Source organism: Kitasatospora sp. NPDC054795, assembly GCF_053611565.1.
Map to the genome: position 1 here is coordinate 1 of NZ_JBSHAP010000067.1, position 19,257 is coordinate 19,257.

The 19,257-nt window shown below is 73.9% G+C and carries 20 protein-coding genes; 9 read left to right on the forward strand and 11 right to left on the reverse strand.

Annotated features, from left to right (window positions below):
• Nucleotides 1–25 precede the first annotated feature (25 nt).
• From ACWGJO_RS23570 to ACWGJO_RS23580, 3 genes are all read right to left on the reverse strand, one after another.
• On the reverse strand, nt 26–343 hold the full coding sequence (locus ACWGJO_RS23570; RefSeq protein ID WP_387692299.1) for a beta/gamma crystallin domain-containing protein: 318 nt from the start codon (nt 341–343) through the stop codon (nt 26–28).
• Between the two features lie 293 nt (nt 344–636).
• Nucleotides 637–2,097: a PTS transporter subunit EIIC gene (locus ACWGJO_RS23575; RefSeq protein WP_452186556.1), complete on the reverse strand. Its 1,461-nt coding sequence runs from the start codon at nt 2,095–2,097 to the stop codon at nt 637–639.
• Between the two features lie 31 nt (nt 2,098–2,128).
• Nucleotides 2,129–2,734, reverse strand: a complete 606-nt coding sequence (locus ACWGJO_RS23580) for a MarR family winged helix-turn-helix transcriptional regulator (RefSeq protein ID WP_452186558.1) — start codon at nt 2,732–2,734, stop codon at nt 2,129–2,131.
• A 187-nt stretch (nt 2,735–2,921) separates the two neighbouring features.
• On the opposite strand from ACWGJO_RS23580, the gene ACWGJO_RS23585 reads away from it, so the two are divergent.
• From ACWGJO_RS23585 to ACWGJO_RS23605, 5 genes are all read left to right on the forward strand, one after another.
• Nucleotides 2,922–4,121: a cytochrome P450 gene (locus ACWGJO_RS23585; protein ID WP_452186560.1), complete on the forward strand. Its 1,200-nt coding sequence runs from the start codon at nt 2,922–2,924 to the stop codon at nt 4,119–4,121.
• A 94-nt stretch (nt 4,122–4,215) separates the two neighbouring features.
• Entirely contained in the window at nt 4,216–4,413 is a 198-nt protein-coding gene (locus tag ACWGJO_RS23590) for a ferredoxin (RefSeq protein ID WP_452186562.1), read from the forward strand.
• Nucleotides 4,410–5,609 (forward strand): NAD(P)/FAD-dependent oxidoreductase, encoded by a 1,200-nt coding sequence (locus ACWGJO_RS23595; RefSeq protein WP_452186564.1) that lies wholly within the window; start codon nt 4,410–4,412, stop codon nt 5,607–5,609. The genes ACWGJO_RS23590 and ACWGJO_RS23595 overlap by 4 nt, the downstream gene beginning before the upstream one ends.
• A gap of 196 nt (nt 5,610–5,805) precedes the next feature.
• Nucleotides 5,806–6,396, forward strand: a complete 591-nt coding sequence (locus tag ACWGJO_RS23600; protein ID WP_452186566.1) for a hypothetical protein — start codon at nt 5,806–5,808, stop codon at nt 6,394–6,396.
• Nucleotides 6,397–6,559: 163 nt separating this feature from the next.
• On the forward strand, nt 6,560–7,207 hold the full coding sequence (locus tag ACWGJO_RS23605) for a hypothetical protein (protein ID WP_452186569.1): 648 nt from the start codon (nt 6,560–6,562) through the stop codon (nt 7,205–7,207).
• Here the strand turns inward: ACWGJO_RS23605 and ACWGJO_RS23610 are convergent.
• Nucleotides 7,165–8,358 carry an enoyl-[acyl-carrier-protein] reductase FabV gene (locus tag ACWGJO_RS23610; protein WP_452186570.1) on the reverse strand — a complete coding sequence of 398 codons (1,194 nt, stop codon included), beginning with the start codon at nt 8,356–8,358 and terminating at the stop codon, nt 7,165–7,167. The genes ACWGJO_RS23605 and ACWGJO_RS23610 overlap by 43 nt on opposite strands.
• Before the next feature lie 240 nt (nt 8,359–8,598).
• Between ACWGJO_RS23610 and ACWGJO_RS23615 the strand changes: the two genes are divergently transcribed.
• The gene (locus tag ACWGJO_RS23615; RefSeq protein ID WP_452186572.1) at nt 8,599–9,618 is read left to right on the forward strand and encodes a S66 peptidase family protein; all 1,020 of its coding nucleotides are present in this window, start codon (nt 8,599–8,601) and stop codon (nt 9,616–9,618) included.
• Between the two features lie 48 nt (nt 9,619–9,666).
• On the opposite strand, the gene ACWGJO_RS23620 is transcribed toward ACWGJO_RS23615, so the two are convergent.
• On the reverse strand, nt 9,667–10,224 hold the full coding sequence (locus ACWGJO_RS23620; RefSeq protein ID WP_452186574.1) for a GNAT family N-acetyltransferase: 558 nt from the start codon (nt 10,222–10,224) through the stop codon (nt 9,667–9,669).
• A gap of 300 nt (nt 10,225–10,524) precedes the next feature.
• Between ACWGJO_RS23620 and qcrB the strand changes: the two genes are divergently transcribed.
• Entirely contained in the window at nt 10,525–12,234 is a 1,710-nt protein-coding gene (gene qcrB, locus ACWGJO_RS23625; RefSeq protein WP_452186576.1) for a cytochrome bc1 complex cytochrome b subunit, read from the forward strand.
• On the opposite strand, the gene ctaF is transcribed toward qcrB, so the two are convergent.
• The 3 genes from ctaF to ACWGJO_RS23640 all read right to left on the reverse strand — a co-directional run bounded on the left by ctaF (nt 12,200) and on the right by ACWGJO_RS23640 (nt 15,127).
• Nucleotides 12,200–12,595 carry an aa3-type cytochrome oxidase subunit IV gene (gene ctaF / locus ACWGJO_RS23630; protein ID WP_452186578.1) on the reverse strand — a complete coding sequence of 132 codons (396 nt, stop codon included), beginning with the start codon at nt 12,593–12,595 and terminating at the stop codon, nt 12,200–12,202. The genes qcrB and ctaF overlap by 35 nt on opposite strands.
• Nucleotides 12,592–14,307, reverse strand: a complete 1,716-nt coding sequence (gene ctaD, locus ACWGJO_RS23635; RefSeq protein WP_452186580.1) for an aa3-type cytochrome oxidase subunit I — start codon at nt 14,305–14,307, stop codon at nt 12,592–12,594. Before ctaD ends, ctaF begins: the two co-directional genes overlap by 4 nt.
• 178 nt (nt 14,308–14,485) lie before the next feature.
• A complete protein-coding gene (locus tag ACWGJO_RS23640) occupies nt 14,486–15,127 on the reverse strand; it encodes an L-threonylcarbamoyladenylate synthase (protein WP_452186582.1) in 642 nt (213 codons plus the stop codon).
• 227 nt (nt 15,128–15,354) lie between these two features.
• Between ACWGJO_RS23640 and ACWGJO_RS23645 the strand changes: the two genes are divergently transcribed.
• Entirely contained in the window at nt 15,355–15,708 is a 354-nt protein-coding gene (locus tag ACWGJO_RS23645; RefSeq protein WP_452186584.1) for a hypothetical protein, read from the forward strand.
• 60 nt (nt 15,709–15,768) lie between these two features.
• On the opposite strand, the gene ACWGJO_RS23650 is transcribed toward ACWGJO_RS23645, so the two are convergent.
• Both ACWGJO_RS23650 and ACWGJO_RS23655 read right to left on the reverse strand, forming a co-directional pair.
• On the reverse strand, nt 15,769–15,924 hold the full coding sequence (locus ACWGJO_RS23650) for a DUF6131 family protein (RefSeq protein WP_452186586.1): 156 nt from the start codon (nt 15,922–15,924) through the stop codon (nt 15,769–15,771).
• A gap of 170 nt (nt 15,925–16,094) precedes the next feature.
• Nucleotides 16,095–17,618 (reverse strand): threonine/serine ThrE exporter family protein, encoded by a 1,524-nt coding sequence (locus ACWGJO_RS23655; protein ID WP_452186588.1) that lies wholly within the window; start codon nt 17,616–17,618, stop codon nt 16,095–16,097.
• A gap of 284 nt (nt 17,619–17,902) precedes the next feature.
• Between ACWGJO_RS23655 and ACWGJO_RS23660 the strand changes: the two genes are divergently transcribed.
• Entirely contained in the window at nt 17,903–18,226 is a 324-nt protein-coding gene (locus ACWGJO_RS23660) for a plasmid stabilization protein (protein ID WP_359903181.1), read from the forward strand.
• Between the two features lie 268 nt (nt 18,227–18,494).
• Here ACWGJO_RS23660 and ACWGJO_RS23665 read toward each other — a convergent pair whose 3' ends face one another.
• Nucleotides 18,495–19,157, reverse strand: coding sequence for a TetR/AcrR family transcriptional regulator (locus ACWGJO_RS23665; protein WP_452186591.1), 663 nt, complete (start codon nt 19,155–19,157; stop codon nt 18,495–18,497).
• Nucleotides 19,158–19,257 lie beyond the last annotated feature (100 nt).

Genomic DNA, 19,257 nt, shown 5'->3' on the forward strand with positions numbered 1-19,257 from the left:
CATCTGGAGCGACCGGCGCCCCGTGTCACCCGATCTGGATGGCGGCAACCCTCGGCGGTCGGTTCGGGAAGGTGATGTCGGTCCAGCGTTCGATCCTCACGGAGTCACCGTTCACGTCGTAGTAGGTCAGGTCGTTGTTGCCCGTGGAGATCCGGTCGACCCACCAGCCACCGAAGTCGGTCCTGCCCCCGTTCGCGTAGCAGTCGACGCTGTCACGGCCGTCGAGGTGCGACCAGATCTTCAGGAAGTCATTGCGGCCCCCGTCGCACTGGACGTGGTCGATGGCGAAGGCGTCGCCGCCCGGCAGGCCGACGGTGGCCGTGGCGGCTGCGGCGAACGCCATGGCCATGGAACAGATGGCCCTCTTGGTCTTCGAGATCACTGATTCTCCCTCGTGCAAGCCCCGGGGTGCGACCCGGCGCTGTCAGTGGCATCACGTCATGACGGAACAGGTGCTCGGCCGATTCCGGTCCAGCTCCTCCCGGCCGTGCCTGTCGATGGCACGGCCGCATGACCCGGACCCTCAACGTAGTGACCCCCGTCCCCCGTCCGGCCGCAACACTCCGAATGCGAACCGGCGGGCCGAGACATCACCCGATCGTGGTGCTCACGTGCGGACGAGCGGCTGGGAGGGGGCTACTCCACCGTCCGGTCCGGCTCGGCGGCCGGGGTGTCGTACTCGGCGAGGGTCTCGCGGGTGAAGCCGAAGAAGTAGGTGACCAGGAAGCCCGCGAGGTAGCCGGTGAGCAGTCCGCCGCCGTAGACGGCGGCGCCCGCGAGGAGTCCGTGCGGGCCGGCCAGCAGGGGGAAGAGGGCCCAGCCGGAGGGGCCGATGGCGGTGGAGCCCACCGTGCTGCCGAGTTGGCCTGCGACCCCGATGAAGGCGCCGCCGGCCGCGCCGCCGATGCAGGCGGTGATGAAGGGGCGCCCCAGCGGCAGGGTGACGCCGTAGACCAGGGGCTCGCCGACGCCGAGCAGGCCCGCCGGGAGGGCGGACCTGATGGTGGCCCGGATCGAGGCGTTGTGGCGCAGCCTCAGGTAGACGGCCACGGCGCAGCCGACCTGCCCGGCGCCGGCCATCGCGAGGATCGGCAGCAGGACGGTGGAGCCCTGCTGCTGGATCAGGGTGGTGTGGATCGGGATCAGTGCCTGGTGCAGGCCGAGCATGACCAGCGGGAGGAAGAGGCCGCCGAGCACGAGTCCGGCGAGCAGGCCGCCGTGGGCGAGCAGCCAGGTGGCGGCGTGGCCGATGGCGGTGGAGATCTCCCCGGCGACGAACATCAGGCCGAAGAGCGCGGCCAGCCCGCCGAGCAGCACGGTGACGGTGGGGGTGATCAGCACGTCCAGGGCGGCGGGCACCAGTCGGCGGGTCCAGCGTTCCAGGTGGACGGCCAGCAGCGCGGCGCCGAGCGCGCCCACCACGCCACCCTGCCCGGGGGTGAGGTGGTGGCCGAAGGCCTCCACCTTGGTGACCCCCGCGTAGACGATCACGCTGGCCACGGCTCCGCCGAGCACGGGTGTGCCGCCGAACTCCTTCGCCGTGTTGTAGCCGACGAAGACGGCGATCAGGGACATGAACCCGGAGGAGACCGGGCCCAGAGCGGTGACCAGCGCCGGTGCCCAGCCGAGGTTGGCGAGGGCCCCGGCGAGACCGGCGACGATCCCGCATCCGATCAGGGCGGGGATCAGCGGGACGAAGATGTCGGCGATCCGGCGCAGCGCCCGTTTCACCGGGGTCGCGTTGCGTACCCGGGCGCGCGCCCGGATGCGCTCGCCGCGCCCGGCGAGGTCCTCGGCGGTGGGGGCGGCCGCCGGTCCGGCCGCCCCGTTTTGCGGGCCGGGGGGCTCCAGGAGCAGGCGCAGCCGCGCGGTGACCCCGGCGACGGCGGCGGGTCCGAGCACGATCTGGTAGGTGTCGTCCTCGACCGTGCCCAGGACCGCCGGCAGCGCCCGGAGCGCCTCGGTGTCGACCAGGGAGCGGTCCGCCAGGCCCAGCCGCAGCCGGGTCATGCAGTGGGCGACCGAGCGGATGTTGGCGGCGCCACCGACGAGCGGGAGGATCGCCTCGGCCACGGCGCGGTTCTTCTCGTCCGACATGCCGGGTGACGTACCCGGGTGCTCCCCCGGCTCAACCGCCTTGGTACGCGGCGGTTCTGGACCCCATGGCCGGAGCCGGTGCGCCGGCGGCGCCGTCCGTCCTGTCCGGGAGCGGGTCGTCCTCGGTCCGCATGGTGCGCACCCGGTGCACGTACCGGTCGATCAGGTGGCGCAGCACGGTGACGGTGGCGACGACGTCCGGCTCGGGGACGCCGTCCAGCGCGTCGGCGAGCCCGGTGATGTTGGCCTGTTTCAGACAGTCCAGCACCTCACGTCCGTCGGGGGTGATGGCGACCTGGCGGGCCCGCCGGTCCTGGGCGTCCTGGCTGCGTTCCACCAGTTGCTGGCCCTGGAGGCGGTCGATCTGGCGGGTGACGTGGGAGGGTTTGACCATCAGGCGGTCGGCCAGGTCGCTCACCCGGCTGGCTCCCGCGCCCTCGGCGAGCGCGCGCAGCAGGTAGACGTCCGATCGGGCGGCGGTGATGCCGGCCCGGGCGGTGCGGCGCTCGTGTTCCTGGGAGCGCGTCAGCAGGTAGGCCAGTGTGGCCAGTACGTCCTCCAGGCCGCCCAGGCCGTCCGGGCTCTGCGGCCCGCGGGCGGTGGTCCGATCGTCTTCGGCGTCTTCTTCGTCCGACATGGGGGAACTGTAGCGATCCGGTTGGGGCGGCGGCCGGGGCGGGGAACCGTGGCCGGATTTCGGACAGATTCGGCCGACGCCCGGTGCGCCCTTCCACCACCACGGAACGCGAGCTACCGTGACGTTCAGTTAGTTGCTTTCGGCACGTAAATATGGCCCGGCTCAACTCCCGGAAGGGGATTCACTGATGGCCACCGCCGAGAAGACCCCGCGGTTCACCCACCCCGCCGCCCGCGGCACCTGCCCGTTCGCCCCGCCTCCCGCCTACGGGCAGGCCCGGCAGGAGGAGCCGGTCAGCCGCGTCTCCCTGTGGGACGGCTCCACCAGCTGGCTGGTCACCCGCCACGAGGACATCAAGGCGGTCCTCGCCGACGCCCGGTTCAGCTCCGACTCCACCCGGCCCGGCTTCCCGTTCATCAGCGCGGGCGCCCGGCAGCTGAACACCGGCCGGCCCACCATCATCCGGATGGACGAGCCCGAGCACTCCCACTTCCGCCGGATGCTGACCGGCGAATTCATGATCAAGAAGGTCGAGGCGCTGCGCCCCGAGGTCCAGCGGATCGCCGACGAGCTGCTGGACCGGATGACCGACGGACGCTCCGGCGCCGACCTGGTCCGCGAGTTCGCGCTGCCGCTGCCGTCCCTGGTCATCTGCCTGCTGCTCGGCGTCCCCTACCAGGACCACGACTTCTTCCAGGAGTGCAGCCGCGTCCTGCTGCGCCGCGACTCCACCGCCGAGGACGTCGCCGACGCCCAGGCCAAGCTGGTCGACTACCTGATCGAGCTCACCGAGGCCAAGCGCGCCCGCCCCGACGACGGCATCCTCAGCCGCCTGGTGGAGCGCGGCGAGCTGAGCACCCAGCAGATCGGCGACATGGGCCGGCTGCTGCTGATCGCAGGACACGAGACCACGGCGAACATGACCGCGCTCTCCGTGCTCGCCCTGCTGCGCAACCCCGACCAGCTCGACCACCTGCGCGAGCACCCCGAGTCCGTGCCCGCCGCCGTCGAGGAGCTGCTGCGCTACCTGACCATCGTGCACTCCGGCGTGACGCGGGTCGCCACCGAGGACGTCGACCTGGGCGGGGTGCGGATCGCGGCGGGCGAGGGCGTCATCTGCATGGTCAACACCGCCAACCGGGACGAGCGGGAGTTCCCGGACGGCGACCATCTCGACCTGACCCGCGACGCGCGCCGCCACCTCGCCTTCGGCTTCGGCAGCCACCAGTGCCTCGGACAGCCGCTGGCCCGGCTGGAGCTGCAGATCGCGCTGACCACCGTCCTGCGGCGGCTGCCCGAACTGCGCCTGGCCGTACCGTTCGAGGAGATCCGCTTCCGCGGCGAGATGCTCGTCTACGGCGTCCACGAGCTGCCCGTCGCCTGGTGACCCGGGCTCCCCCGGGAGCCGCCACGACCCCGTCAACCCACCTGCCCCTCCGAGGAGTTCACCTCCCCGGGGCACCCGCTCCGAAAGGAAGACCATGCTCGTCCGGATCGACCAGGAGAAGTGCTGCGGCGCCGGGCACTGCGTGCTCGCCGCCCCCGACGTCTTCGACCAGCGCGACGAGGACGGCATCGTCGTCCTGCTCGACGCCGAACCCCCCGCCGGGCTCCACCGGGCCGTCCAGGACGCCGCCGCCGTCTGCCCGGCCGCGGCGATCCACCTGGAGCAGGTGTGACCGCACTGCGGGAGGTGGCCGTGGTCGGCGCCGGCGCGGCCGGGCTGCACGCCGCCGAGGCGCTGCGCAGATCCGGCTACGACGGCCGGCTCACCCTGATCGGCGCCGAGCCGGAGCCGCCGTACGACCGGCCGCCGCTGTCCAAGCACCTGCTCGGCGGGCAGTGGCAGCCCGACCGGCTGGCCCTGCGCGGCCCCGAGGCGCTGGACGAGCTCCGGCTCGACCTGCGCCTCGGGGTCCGGGCCGAGCGGCTGGACCGCCGGGAGCGCACCGTCCGGCTCTCCGACGGCGGGCGGGTGCGCTGCGAGGCCGTCGTCGTGGCCACCGGGGTCCGCCCGCGCCGACTGCCCGGTGCCGACGCACCGCGGCCCGGGGCGCACGTGCTGCGCACCCTCGCCGACGCCCTCGCCCTGCGCGAGGAACTGCGGCCGGGCACAAGGCTGTTGGTGGTCGGCGGCGGGCTGCTCGGCGCCGAGGCGGCGGCCACCGCCGTCGGCCTCGGCGCCGAGGTGACCTGGCTGACCTCCACCGCCGCGCCGCTCGCCGCCGTCCTGGGCGCCGAGACGGCCGCGCTGCTGGCCGGCCTGCACCGCCAGCACGGGGTGCGGCTCCACCGGGGCGTGGCCACCGGACTGCTCGAACGGCGCGGCCGGGCCGCCGGCGTCCGGCTGGCCGACGGCACCGAACTGGCCGCCGACGCCGTGCTGATGGCCGTCGGCTCCGAGCCCGCCACCGAGTGGCTGGCCGGCAGCGGCGTCCCGCTGGACGACGGCGTGGTCTGCGACGCCTACTGCGCCGCCGGACCCGGCGTCTGGGCGGCCGGGGACGCCGCCGCCTGGCCCGACCCGCGCACCGGCCGCCACCGGCGCCTCGAACAGCGCACCAACGCCACCGAGCAGGCCATGCACGCGGCCCGGAACCTGCTGGCCGGACCGGACGGCGCCCGGCAGGCCTACCGGCCGGTCCCGTACCTGTGGACCGACCAGTACGGCCTGCGGGTGCAGGTGTTCGGCCGGCCCGGCGGCGCCGAACGGTTCGAGGTCGTCGACGGCAGCCTGGAGGAGCACCGCTTCGCCGCCGTCTGCGTCCGCGACGGCCTGGTCACCGGCGCGGTCGGGATCGCCTCCGCCAAGGCGCTGCGCGGGCTGCGCGCCCAGGTGGCGGTGCACGGCCCGTGGCCGCCCGACCCGGCCTGAGCCCCGAGCCGGCCTGAGTCCCGAGCCGGGCCGAGCCCCGGGCCGGGGCCGTCCCTGGGCAGCGCCCGGGTTCGGTCCGCCGGCCGCTGCCGGCCGCCAACCGGGCGAGGCGGCGAGCGGACCGGCATGGTGCGGGGGCCCCGGAGCGGCCGCGCCCGGAGACTGGTGGCCCGCATCCGGCCAGGGGAGCAAGCGCATGGACGACCGCAGCCGCCGAGCCGGCCCGGGGCCCGCTCCGACCCTCGCGGTGAGCCCCCGGGCCGGCGTCCTGGGCACCGCGCTGGCCGCCGTGCTCGCCTTCTCGCTCTCCTCCGGCTCGTGGCAGTGGTTCTCCACCTACATCGGGCTGACCCTCCTCGCGGTGGTCCTCTCCTCCACCCGCCCGCCGACCCGTGCGACGGACGCGGGAGCCGGCTACGCCCGGAGCCTGGCCGCCTACGCGCTGGTCATCGGCCTGACGGTGGCCCTCGCCCTGGCCCCCGCGATGCAGCGCTGGTCCTGGCTGTTCCCGATGCCCGGCACCCGCCGCGACTGCCCCCACCTGGGCGACTACGCGCGGCTGCAGGCGCAGGCCGCCCTCGGCGACCTCGCCGCCGGGGACGGCGCCGCTCTCGCCACCGCCCAGGACCAGCAGGCCCGGCACGCGGTCGCGGACTGCCTGTCGGCCACCACCACGCTCTGGCTGCCGGTGTACGCGCTGGCCGCGGCCCTGCTGGCCGTACTCCTCGTCCTGCTGCTGGACCGGGTCCGCGGCCGGCGGCAGCGGTCCGGGACGGCGACAGGCTGACGGGCGGCGGGCTGACGGGCGGCGGCCGCGCGCCGTCCCGCTCTCCTTCCTCGGTGACCTACCGATCGAACAGCCCTCGAAATACCGCTAGTTGGCGGAAGCTGTCGAATTCCCACTCCGACCCGCCGGCCGGCCCCGGGCCGGCGGGTGGCAGGCTGGCGCGATGACTTCCAATCCCGCCGCCGCGCCCGCCGGCTGGCACACCCCGCCCGAGCCGACACCGTTCCAGGGCGGTGAGGCCTTCCGGGGGGCGGACGCCGGAACGGTGCTGGAGTTCTGGCGCTACGCGATGCCCGACCTCCGGACGAACACCACCCGGGGCCTGCTGGCCGAGTTCCTGGTCCACCGGGCGGTGGGCGCGGTCCGGCGCAACGCGGAGTGGGAGAGCTTCGACGTCCTGGCGCCGGACGGACTCAGGATCGAGGTGAAGACGAGCGCCTACCTCCAGGCCTGGGGTCAGCGCCGGCTGTCGGAGATCCGCTTCTCCCGGCTGCGCGGCCGCACCTGGACGCCCGAGGACGGAGACGCGGCGGAGCAGTCCTACAACGCCGACGTCTACGTCTTCGCCCTCCACACCGCGCGCACCCACGACGACTACGACCCGCTGGACATCGGCCAGTGGAACTTCTACGTCGCGCCCCGCGCCCTCGTGGAGGCCACCGGGCAGGCCGGTCTGGGGCTGGCCTCCGTTCGGCGGCTGTGCGGCGAACCCGTCGCCTACGAGCAGCTCCCGGAGCGCATCAGGGCCGCCGTGGACGCACCGTCGGGTCACTCGGGCCAGGGCACCGAGGTCTCGACGCCGGTGGTGTAGTCGACGCCCGGGACGTCCCAGCCGTACAGCTGCCGGAACTGGTTGTAGAACCAGGCGGCGCCGTCCGGCTCGGCGGCCAGCGCGCCCGCCGGGTCGGCCCACAGCTCCCGCACCCGGTCCTGCACGGCGGGGTCGAGCTCCCAGCCGTCCAGGCGGATGCGGCCCTGCCCGTCCAGGGTGAGCTCCTTCGCGCCGGTCAGCTGCTCCCACAGGTCCACGGCCTGGTCGTCGGTGGTGCGCCAGCCGTCCTCGCCGAGGACGATGCGCAGCAGCGAGGTGTAGAGGGCGATGGAGGGGATGGCGGTGGACGCCTGGGTGACGGCCGCGCCGGCGACGACGGTGAACGCCCGGCCGCGGTCGGCGAGCAGTTCGGTCTGCAGCTGACGGGCGGTGGCCTCCAGGTGCTCCTTGGCGGCGCCGATCGTGCCCTGCCGGTAGACCGGCGCGGTGATCTCGGAGCCGACGTAGGACAGGGCCACGGTGGTGAAGCCGGGGCCGAGCAGGTCCTCGTCGGCCAGCGCCCGCACCCACAGCCGCCAGTCCTCGCCGCCCATCACCTTGACGGTCGCCGCCCGCTCGGACTCGTCGGCCGGGGTGAGGTCGACGGTGCCGATCTGCGGGGCGCCGTCCTCGAAGAGCAGGGACGGCGAGGTGTACGGCGAGCCGAGGGGCTTGATCACCGAGTGGTGGACCTCGCCGGTGGCCGGGTCGGTGCGCCGGGGCGAGGCGAGCGAGTAGACGAGGTAGTCGACCGGGCCGTAGCGCTCGGCGAGGAGCTTGAGCACCTCGGCGCGGGTGGCGTCCGCGTAGGCGTCGGCGTTGACGAAGGTGAGGTCTCCCCCGCTCCGCTCGGCCAGGGCCGAGGTCGCGGCGGTGCGGTACCAGCCGGCGGTGGCGGTGCGCCGCTCGGTGGCGGCGGCCTCGTAGCCGACGCCGATGCCGCGGATGCCCTGGCGGCGCAGCCCGGCGAGCAGCAGCGCCTGGCCGTATCCGGCGCTGGCACCGAGGACCAGGGCGACCGGGGCCCGGCCGGCCGGCGCCGCGGGCGCGATGCGCTGCCACTGGCGGTCGACGGTCGCCGCGCTGCCGGCCGGGTGGGAGTTGACGATCAGGTAGCCCCGCTGCTTGGGGGTGATCTGCTGGATGCTCACGTGCTGGCGCCCTCTCCGGTCCGGAGATCGTGATCAAGGTGTCGGTCGTCCGGAGCCTATCCGCGCCGGGGGGCACCGCCTTTGCCATGCCGTCACGGAAGATGCGGCCTCCACTTGTCGGAGGTCGTCATTGCGGCGGTGTCCCGCTTCGGGTAGCAGCCTTCCGGGCGATCATGCGTGGAGCCGGACGACCGGCGAAAATCGCGTGACCCCGCCCAGGGCAACGGCGACACTGACGCCATGACTGGTCCTGCCCTGCCTCAGCTGCTTCGGCCGCGCGCCCTGGGGGCCGGGGATCTCGTGGTCATCGCATCGCTGTCCGGTCCGCTGCCGGCCGCTTACGAGCCCAACGTCGAGCGGACGGTGGTCGTGCTCGAGCGGATGGGATTCCGCGTGCGCCGGGCTCCGCTCCTCGAAGCGGGACGCCGCCGTTGGTGGAGCGCGGCCACGCCGGCGGAGATCGCCGGGGAGCTCAACGGTCTTCTGCGTGATCCCGAGGTGCGCGCGATCGTCGCGAGTGACGGCGGCCAGACGGCGCTCGGCTACCTCGACCTGATCGACGTCGAGGCGGTCAGGGCCGACCCCAAGCCGATCCTCGGCTACAGCGACATCTCGCTGCTGCATCTGGTGCTCCATGCGCGAACGGGTCTGGTCGGGTTCCACGCCGACATGGCCGTCCCGGGCTTCGGCGGACACTGGCAGTCCGTGCCCGTGGCGCGCCGAGCGGAACTCGAGGAGCTCTACTTCGGGTTGCTGACCGGCACCGAGCCGATCGGTGCGCTGCCCGCGAGCCCGTCGTGGGAGTGCTGGCGTCCCGGTCGTGTCGAGGGGCGGCTGATCGGCGGGCTGATCAATCGCATCGTGCTGGCGCAGGCGACGCCTTTCGCGCTGCCGCTCGAACGGTTCGACGGTGCGGTGCTGTTCTGGGAGGAGATGGGCGGCCTGGCGTCGTACGTGTGGAGCTATCTGCAGGTGATGCGGCACAGCGGCATCCTCGATCGGATCGCCGGCATGGTCGTGGGCGTTCCCCGCGAGATCGGCGGACTCGAACCCGGCGCCTCCCCGACGCTGCGCGAGATCGTCCTCGACGTCCTCGGGGACCGTGACATCCCGGTCCTGGGCAACGTCGATTTCGGGCATGCCGGCCCGAACCTGCCGATGCCGGTCGGCATCCGTGTCGGCCTCGACGCGCAGCAGCGGACGCTGTCGCTGCTCGAACCGGCGGTAGCGCCGCACGCGACGACGGGGCCGGTCGGCTGAGCACCGCAGCTCGGCGAGTCGGCCCCGGGCAGCACTCCCAGGGCCGACTCACGCTCCGGTGGCGTCCTGGGGGCGGTTCAGCCGCCAGACCACGGCGGTCCCGCTGCCGGACGGGGCCGGCGGCAGCGCGGCCGGCTCCCGCCGGAGTTCGGTGAAGCCCAGGCGGCGCGGGACGGCGGCGCTGGCGGTGTTGGCCCGGTCGTGCACGATCTCCAGGTGGTCCACCTCCGGCAGGGCGAACATCTCCTCGGCCAGGGCCGCCACCGCCCGGGTGGCGAGGCCCCGGCCGGTGGCGGCCGGGTGCAGCCAGTAGCCGACGCGCCGGCCGCCGGACTCTCCCGCGCGGACGGCCTGGCACATGCCGACCGGGGCGCCGTCCTCGGTGATCGCGTAGGTGTACACCTCGCCGCTCCCCCACCAGGTGTCGCACCGGGTGAGCAGGGCGCGGGTGTGCTCCTCGTCGTGCCGGGCCACCCACGGCTCCCAGGGCCGCAGGTGCGCCAGGGACTCCTCGATCAGCGCGAAGGCCGCCGCGAAGTCCCGTTGTCCCTGCCAGCGCCGCAGCGCGAAGGACCCGCAGTCGACGACGTTCCTCGGTCGCACCATGTCGGCCATGATCCTTTCCCGCGCGGTCCGCCGCAACCGCCCGCCGTCAACTGCCTTGCGGTGCGCGACCGGTGGGAGTCAGTGTCCGCCCCGGGGTTCCTCGCAGCCGCGGCCGTCCGGATAGCCGCCGAACGCCACCGCCACCGCCACCGCCACCGCCACCGCCACCGGAGGCTCGTTCGATACGGACGCCCGGGCACCCGATGCCCGTTCCGCCGTTGGAGTGCTCTGCCTCCACCCGCCGCGACATCCGCGACGCTCGGCCGCCCCGTGCGCCGCGAGGCCCACTAGGTTCCTGCCGTGGACGAAACCAGGGCTTCGAACGGGCGCGAGCCGTCCGCCGGCGAGCGCGTCGCGACCCGCCTGGACGCACGGCTGCCGGTCACGGAGGCGGGCCGGGAGCTGCTGCGCAAGGTCTTCCCGGACCACTGGTCCTTCCTGCTCGGCGAACTCGCGCTGTACAGCTTCGTGGTGCTGCTGCTGACCGGCGTCTACCTGACGCTCTTCTTCCGGCCGAGCATGAACGAGGTCGTCTACCGGGGCGCCTACCTGCCGCTCGACGGCGTACGGGTGTCCGAGGCGTACGCGTCCACCCTGCGGATCAGCTTCGAGGTGCGGGGCGGGTTGATGATCCGTCAGATCCATCACTGGTCGGCGCTGCTGTTCGCCTCCGCGATCGGTGTGCACCTGCTGCGGGTGTTCTTCACCGGGGCGTTCCGCCGCCCGCGCGAGCTCAACTGGGTGATCGGGGTGACACTGTTCAACCTCGCGCTGCTGGAGGGGTTCTCCGGCTACTCGCTGCCGGACGACACCCTCTCCGGCACCGGCCTGCGGATCGCCGAGGGCGTCCTGCTGTCGGTGCCGCTGGTCGGCAGCTACCTCACCCTGTTCGCCTTCGGCGGCGACTTCCCCGGTCACGAGGTCATCCCCCGGCTGTTCACCGTGCACGTCCTCCTGGTCCCGGGCCTGCTGCTGGCCCTGCTCGGGGCGCACCTGACGCTGGTGGTGGTGCTGAAGCACACCCACTGGGCCGCCCCCGGCCGCACCAACCGCAACGTGGTGGGGACGCCGTTCTTCCCCCAGTTCCTCACCCGCACGGTGGGCCTGATGTTCGCGGTGGGCGGCGTGATGGCGCTGTCGGCCTTCCTCGCCGAGGTCAACCCGATCTGGCGGTACGGCTCCTACCGCCCGGACGTGGTCGGGACCGGCGCGCAGCCGGACTGGTACATCGGCTTCATCGAGGGGGCGCTGCGCCTGATGCCGGCCGCCGAGACCAGGCTGCTCGGGCACACCGTGTCGTGGAACGTGTTCCTGCCCGCCCTGGTGGTGCCCGGTCTGCTGTTCGCGGCGCTGTACGCCTACCCCTTCGTCGAACGGTGGCTCGACCCCGGGACCGGCGAGCACCACCTGTGCGACCGCCCGCGCGACCGGCCCACCCGCACCGCGCTGGGCACCGCCGGGATCACCGTCTACGCGGTGCTGCTGATCGCCGGCGGCAACGACGTCATCGCGTACGCCTTCGAGCTCTCCGTGAACGCGCTCACCGTGGTGCTGCGGACGGCCCTGGTGGTGCTGCCGCCGGTGGTCTTCGTGCTCACCCGGCGCCTCTGCCTGGCCCTGCAGGCCCGGGACCGCTCCCGGCTGCTGGACGGCGACGAGACCGGCCGGATCGACCAGTCGCACGACGGCGGCTTCTCCGGCCACTACCGCCCGGTGCCCGAGGCCGAGCGGTACGTGCTGCTGGCGCGCTCCGCGGCGGATCCGGTCACGGCCCCTCGGGGGGCGCCGCGGCACGAGCGGGTACGGGCCGCGGCGAGCTCCTGGTTCCACCGCGACCGGGTCGAACTCCCCTCCACCGAGCGGGAGTCGGAGCGGATGGCGGCCGCCCTCACCGCCCCGGCCCACCCCGCTCCCCCGGCCGTCCGGGCGCCCGCACCCACCCCGGGCGGCCCGCTCCGGCGGCTGCTGCGCCGGTTCAGCCCGCGTCGTCGTCGCGGTACTGGAAGATGAAGCCGGCGACGGCGAACGCGAGCACCAGGGAGCCGACGACGATCAGCCACCGGGCGAAGACCAGTCCCAGGGCGAAGACCGTCACACCGACCGCCGCGAGGACCGGACAGCCGCTGCGGGCCGGGAAGAACCCCACCGGCCCTGCGGCCTCGGCGATCTCGGCCTCCTTGCGGTCCTGCGCCCGGCCGCCGCCCAGCCGCCGGTGCTGGACGAACCAGAACAGCGCGACCAGGCCGGACATCAGGAACGCCACCGCCAGGATCGCCTTGCCGGCCGGCTCCCGGGCCCAGAGGCCGTAGACCAGTCCGGTCACCGCGAAGAACGCCGTCATGACGGCGAACAGCCATCCCTCCGCCTTCACCGCCCGCTCCCCCGCCCGCCTGAACGGCCGTGCGGCACACCGGCGTTGCCGCTCGAAGACTCCTCCGTCGGCACCTCCGGATGGTGCAGGTCGAAGGCCGGCGACTCGGAGCGGATCCGGGGCAGCGCGTGGAAGTTGTGCGACGGCGGCGGGCTGGAGGTGGCCCACTCCAGCGACCGGCCCCAGCCCCACGGATCGTCCTCGGCGACCTGCTCGCCGTACCTGGTGGTCCGCCAGACGTTGTAGAAGAACGGCAGGTTGGAGATCCCGAGCAGGAACGAGCCGATCGAGGCGCAGACGTTCAGGGCCGTGAAGTCGTCCACCGCCAGGTAGCTCGCGTAGCGGCGCGGCATCCCCTGGGCGCCGAGCCAGTGCATCACCAGGAAGGTGGTCTGGAACCCCGTGAACAGGATCCAGAAGTGGACCTTGCCCAGCCGCTCGTCGAGCATCTTCCCGGTGAGCTTCGGCCACCAGAAGTAGAAGCCCCCGAAGGTGGCGAAGACGACCGTCCCGAACAGTACGTAGTGCAGGTGGGCCACCACGAAGTAGCTGTCGGTGACGTGGAAGTCGATCGGCGGCGCGGCCAGCAGCACCCCGCTCAGCCCGCCGAACAGGAAGGTCACCAGGAAGCCGATCGACCAGAGCATCGGGGTCTCGAAGGACAGCGAGCCGTTCCACATCGTCCCGACCCAGTTGAAGAACTTCACCCCGGTGGGCACCGCGATCAGGAAGGACATCATCGAGAAGAACGGCAGCAGCACCTGGCCGGTGGCGAACATGTGGTGGGCCCACACCGACATGGACAGCGCGGTGATGGCGATGGTCGCGCCGATCATGCCGTAGTAGCCGAACAGCGGCTTGCGGCTGAACACCGGGACGATCTCGCTGATGATGCCGAAGAACGGCACCGCGACGATGTACACCTCCGGGTGGCCGAAGAACCAGAACAGGTGCTGCCACAGCAGCGCCCCGCCGTTCGCCGCGTCGAAGGCGTGCGCGCCGAACTTGCGGTCCGCCTCCAGGCAGAGCAGTGCGGCGGTCAGCACCGGGAAGGCCAGCAGCACCATGACGGAGGTGAACAGCACGTTCCAGGTGAAGATCGGCATCCGGAACAGCGTCATGCCCGGCGCCCGCAGGCAGGTGATGGTGGTGATGAAGTTGACCGACCCGAGGATGGTGCCGAGGCCGGCCACCACCAGACCGAGCGCCCACAGGTCCCCGCCCGCCCCGGGCGAGAACAGCGGCCCGTTCAGCGGCGCGTACGCGAACCAGCCGAACGAGGGCGCGCCCCCGGTGGTGAGGAAGCCGCTCAGCACCATCAGCCCGCCCAGCAGGAAGGCCCAGTAGGTGAAGGCGTTCAGCCGGGGGAAGGCGACGTCCGGCGAGCCGATCTGCAGCGGCATGATCGCGTTGGCGAACCCGGCGAAGGTCGGGGTGGCGAACAGCAGCAGCATGATCGTGCCGTGCATGGTGAACAGCTGGTTGTACCGCTCGTTCGACAGCAGCCCGGTGTCCGGCCCCATCAGCTGGGCCCGCATCAGCAGCGCGAGCACGCCTCCGACCAGGAAGAAGCCGAAGGCCGTCGCCAGGTAGAGGTTCCCGATGACCTTGTGGTCCGTGGTGAACAGCCAGCGCAGCAGCCTGCTGCCCTGCCGGACCCGCGCCCGGGTGCGGTCCTGCGCCCGGGGCGGCGCGGTGGACGAAGCGCTCATGGAACCTCCGCAGCGGAGCCGGTGACGCCCCCGGTCGCGGCGCCGACCCCCTCCCCGGCCCGGCGGAGGGCCCGCCCTCGCACGCCATCGCCGACCCTAGCGGCGCCGGCCCCGGCCGCCGGGGCGCCACGCGGTACGGCCCTTCGACCGGGCGCGGCGCCGTCCGAGGACTTCGGGCTCAGCGCTCCCGCAGGTCGGGGACCACCTCGCGCAGCCGCTCGGCGCCGAGCGCGCCCGCCCGCAGCAGGACCGGCACCTCGCCGGTGACGTCCACGATCGAGGAGGGCACGGCGGCCGCGGTCGGGCCCCCGTCGAGGTAGACGGCCACCGAGTCGCCGAGCATGCCCTGGGCGGCGTCGCAGTCCTGCGGCGAGTCGTGCCCGGTCAGGTTCGCACTGGAGACGGCCAACGGCCCGGTGGCGTTGAGCAGTTCGATGGCGACCGGGTGCGCGGGCATCCGCACCGCGACCGTCCCGTTGGTCTCGCCGAGGTCCAGCTCGACCGACTCCAGGTGGCGGGCGACCACGGTCAGCCCGCCCGGCCAGAACTCCTTGACCAGCTGCCGGGCGCGCTCCGTCACCTCGACCAGCCCGTCCAGCGCCTCCGGGGAGCCGACCAGCACCGGCGAGGGCATGTTCCGGCCCCGGCCCTTGGCCCGCAGCAGGCGGTCCACCGCCTCCGGCGCGAAGGCGTCGGCGCCCACGCCGTACACGGTGTCCGTGGGCAGCACGACCAGGTCGCCGCGGCGCACCGCGGCCACGGCCTCGCGCAGCCCGGCCGCGCGCTCGGACGGGTTCGAGCAGTCAAAACGACGAGTCATCAGGGGTCTCCACCGGCGGGCCGCCGGCCCGCACCGTTCCTCCGGCCCGGCCACCTCTCCGGCCGGACACGTCCTGGTCAGCCTACCCGTCCCGGCCCCGCCGCCCGGCCGGGCCCGGGTCCGGCGGGCGCGACCGCCTCCGCCGCTCGGGTGGCGCGGGGCCGCGGCGCCGTACCGGGCCGCGGTCCCCGGGGGCGGGCCGTGGCGGGCGGACGTAGGTTGCGGACATGACCAGTGACGAGACCGTCCCGGGCGTGGGAGTGCGCCCGCTGGACGAGGTGTTCGCCGCGATCGACAAGGTCAATCGGCGCCCGCGGCCCTGGACCGGCTTCGAGCACGGCGTGCTCGGCGCCTACCGGTGGGCCGCCGGCGCCCAGGTCGCGGCCCCGGTCACCGCCGCGGCCACGGCCGCCGCGACGGCCGGCGCCACCGGTCCGTGCCACGCCCAGCTGATGGCCGAGTGCCAGGCCGCCGCCGTCCACCTCCACCGGGTCCGCGCCCAGGGGTCGGACCACAGCTACGTGCTCGGCGTCCACCGGGCCCTGGCGTGGCTCTGCGGACTGCACGAGGACCGCCCCTGAGCGGGGCGGTCCGGTGCGTCGGACGGTCGGAGCACGGCACTGAACAGGGGTCAGCCCGGGTCAGTAGTAGTGCCGGCGGCCGCCGACGGCGTGCCCGAGTGCCCCGGCGACCCACAGGACCAGACCGATCACGACCAGCACGATGCCGATGGTCCACAGGATCGAGATGCCGGTGACGAAGCCGATGATGAGCAGGATGACACCGAGGACTATCACGAGGGTCTCCAGGGTTGGGTTGACGGGTGGCTGGCGACGGGGGCGGCCTCGTCGGCTCGAACCGGCCTGGGCCTTCCCCGGGGAGCGGGCCGGTCCCGCCCGGCCCGGCTCCACACCCCACGCGTGTACCGCGCCGCCGCCCGGGCAAACAACCGGCCCGTCATTCCCTCTCAGCGCCGGTGGCGGCCGCGCCGGCGGCGGGGCGGCGCGGCCACCCGGGGCGCGGGCAGGAAGAGCCGGGCGAGCTCGCGGCCCAGGTTGACGCCGATGGCGAGGGCCATCGCCATCGCGCCGGCCCGCCCGATGCCGCTCAGCCCGACCTCGGGCTCGCCCCGCACGAAGGCGAGCATCCCGAAGTACAGCACCGAGCCGGGCAGCAGCGGCCCCAGCGCGGCCGTGATGTGCGGCAGCGCCGAACTGCCCCGGCAGCGCGCCATGAGCTGGCCGGACAGTCCCACCAGCCCCGCCGCCAGGCCGGTGGCCAGGATCGGCTCGCCGCCCGCGTTCACCAGCACCCCGTACGTGGTCCAGCCGGCCGCGCTGTTCAGCAGCACCGCCGGCAGGGTGCCCGGCTCGGTGTTCAGCAGCACCGCGAACGCCAGCGTCAGGAGCACCGCGGCGGCCAGCTGCAGCGGCGGGTTCACCGCCCCGGTCGGGGCGTCCTGGGCGGCCAGGTCGGCGCCGTTGTTGACGCCGACGTAGAGCACCGTCATCACCCCGATCACCACCCCGGCCATCAGGTACAGCGCTTCGAGCAGCCGGGCGGCGGCGGTGAGGTAGAAACCTGCCAGGCCGTCCTGGGCCGCCGCCACCATGGGCCACCCCGGCAGCACCGCGTACAGCCCCCCGGTGATCACCACCGATCCACGCAGGTGCAGCCCGTTGAACGACAGCAGGATGCCGATCACGGCGGCGGGCACCGCCGCCACCACGAACTGGTAGAAGGCCGGGAGGTCGTGGCGCGCCACCAGCGCCGAGAGCCGCTCGCCCGTCAGCGCGGCGACGACGGCGCTGGCGAACACCAGCCAGGCCCGGGCGTCGGCCCGGCCGCCGATCAGCAGGGTGGCGGCCCCGGCCATCCCCCCGCAGCAGAGCACGAACAGCCGGCCCGAGTAGCGGCGGCTGTGCCGGCGAGCCGCCACCAGCCGGCCGTGCGCCTCCCGGACGGCCATCCCGCCCACCGTGATCTCGATGACCAGCCGGAACACGGCCGCCAGCCGCGCGTAGTCGACCGCCGGACGGCGGACCGAGCACTCGGCCGTCAGCGAGGGCTCCGACGGGCCGGGCTGGTACGAGATCGCCACCCGGGTGAAGGTGACCTGCGGGTCGCACGGGTGGAGCCGGTAGGCGTGCGCGACCGCGAGCATGGCCGCCTCGACGTCCTCCGCGGCCTCGCCGCTGGCCAGCAGCAGCTCGCCGACCAGCAGCGCGAGGTCCAGCACCTGCGCCGGTTCGACACCGGCCGGCGGCTCCGCGCCGGCCACCTCCGGCCCGGGCTGCCGATCGGCCGTCGGGGTGCGCAGCAGCGGCAGCATCATGTCGGGCCAGGGCGCCGCGGTCCCGTCGCCGTCCGGTCCGGACCGGGCGCTCGTCTCACGCCGTCCGGGCGCGGGGGCCTGCGGCGGCACCCGTTCGGGCCGGGTGGGCCGCCCTTCCGGGCCGGCGGGCGCGCCGAGCTGCTCGTGTTCCGTCATCGCGACTCCCTGACCCCACCCCCTCCGCCAACAACGTGCAGCCGTTCAATTACCCGGAGTGACGCTGCGGCGAACGCGCCACACCCGGCACACCCGTACGGACCGGAGCACGACCCGCCGCACACGCCCCGTCGCCCCGCGCGTGCCGACCTCGGGGGCGGGGCCGACCGGCCGCCGGGCTCCGGAACGGCCCTCGCACCACCCCCGACCGGCGGATTCGCGGCGGCGCACGCGGGTACACGCCGCGGCACGACGACCCCGAGCAAGGAACGGAGGCTCCGGCCATGCCCCGAGGATCCAGCCCCGAGCGGGAGCGCCAGTACGAGCACATCAAGGACAGCGCGCTCGACCGGGGCGAGAGCGAGAAGCGGGCCGAGGAGATCGCCGCCCGGACGGTGAACAAGGAGCGCGCCAGGCACGGCGAATCGAGGACCGCCAGCCGGAGTTCGACCCACGACATGTCCTCCGGCCGGCGCGGCGGACAGCGCTCGCACCGGGGCGCCCGGGGCCCGACCTACGACCAGCTGTACAACGAGGCCAGGCAGCGCGGCATCAAGGGCCGCTCCACGATGAACAAGAGCCGGCTGGCGCACGCACTCGGCCGCTGAGCGGCGCGCTCCACCCCAGGAGGTGCCCCGATGACCGTCCCGATGCCCCCGGATCCGGACACCCGGCCGACCCCCGGCCCCGGGCCCGATCCCGCGCCGCCGCCGTTCCCGCCGATCCCGCCGATCCCGCCGCCGGAGCCGCTCCCGGACCCCGACCCGCCGCCGCTTCCCCAGCCGAACCCTGGGCAGGATTGAGGCCGCGGCGCGGTACCGCCGATGCCGGTCGGGGCGGCAGCGCGACAGCGGAACAGCGGAACAGCGCGGACGGTCAGAAGCGCGGTGCCAGCAGGCCGTCCAACTCGGCCTCGAAGAGCAGTGCGGGCCGGAAGCCCATGCCGGTGAAGTGCCCGGCGAGCTCCAGTGACAGCACACCGTGCAGGCGGGTCCAGAAGGCCAGGAAGCGGTGCAGCACCTCGGGCGGGGCCGGCTGATCGCCCGCCCAGCCCCGGTGGCCCAGCAGGTGGGTGGCGAACGGCGCCTGCGGGGTCTCCGGCCCGGCCGGGGCGAGCGCCGCGCAGGCGTCGACCAGCGTCCGCATCACCTCGTCGGCGATGGCGGTGGTGTCCTCCGGTGCGCGGTAGCCGGGCACCGGGGTGCCGTAGATCAGGAAGTACCGCTGGGGGTCGGCCAGCGCCCACTCGCGCAGGACGTGGGCGAGCCCGGCCAGGTCGGCGCCCTCGGCGGCGGCCGCGCCGAGGGTGTCGGCGAGGCTGCGGTACGCGTCCCGGACGAGTTCGGTGATCAGCTCGTCGCGGCCGGCGAAGTAGCGGTAGAGCGCCGGACCGCTCAGGCCCATCCGCTTGGCGATCGCGTTGACGGAGAGCGCCGAGGCGCCGGCCGTGGCGATCTGATCCCAGGCGTGCGCCTTGATCTCCTCGCGCACCTGGGCCCGGTAGCGCTCGCGCGGGGTGTCCGTGCCCGTCCCGGCCATGCTTCGCCCCGCTCCCCGAGTCGCCCGACTACATGTTCACGCTTCCGTTAGAAGGTATCACGAAACCTGTTGACCCCGCAGGACTCGGGGAGTTACAACT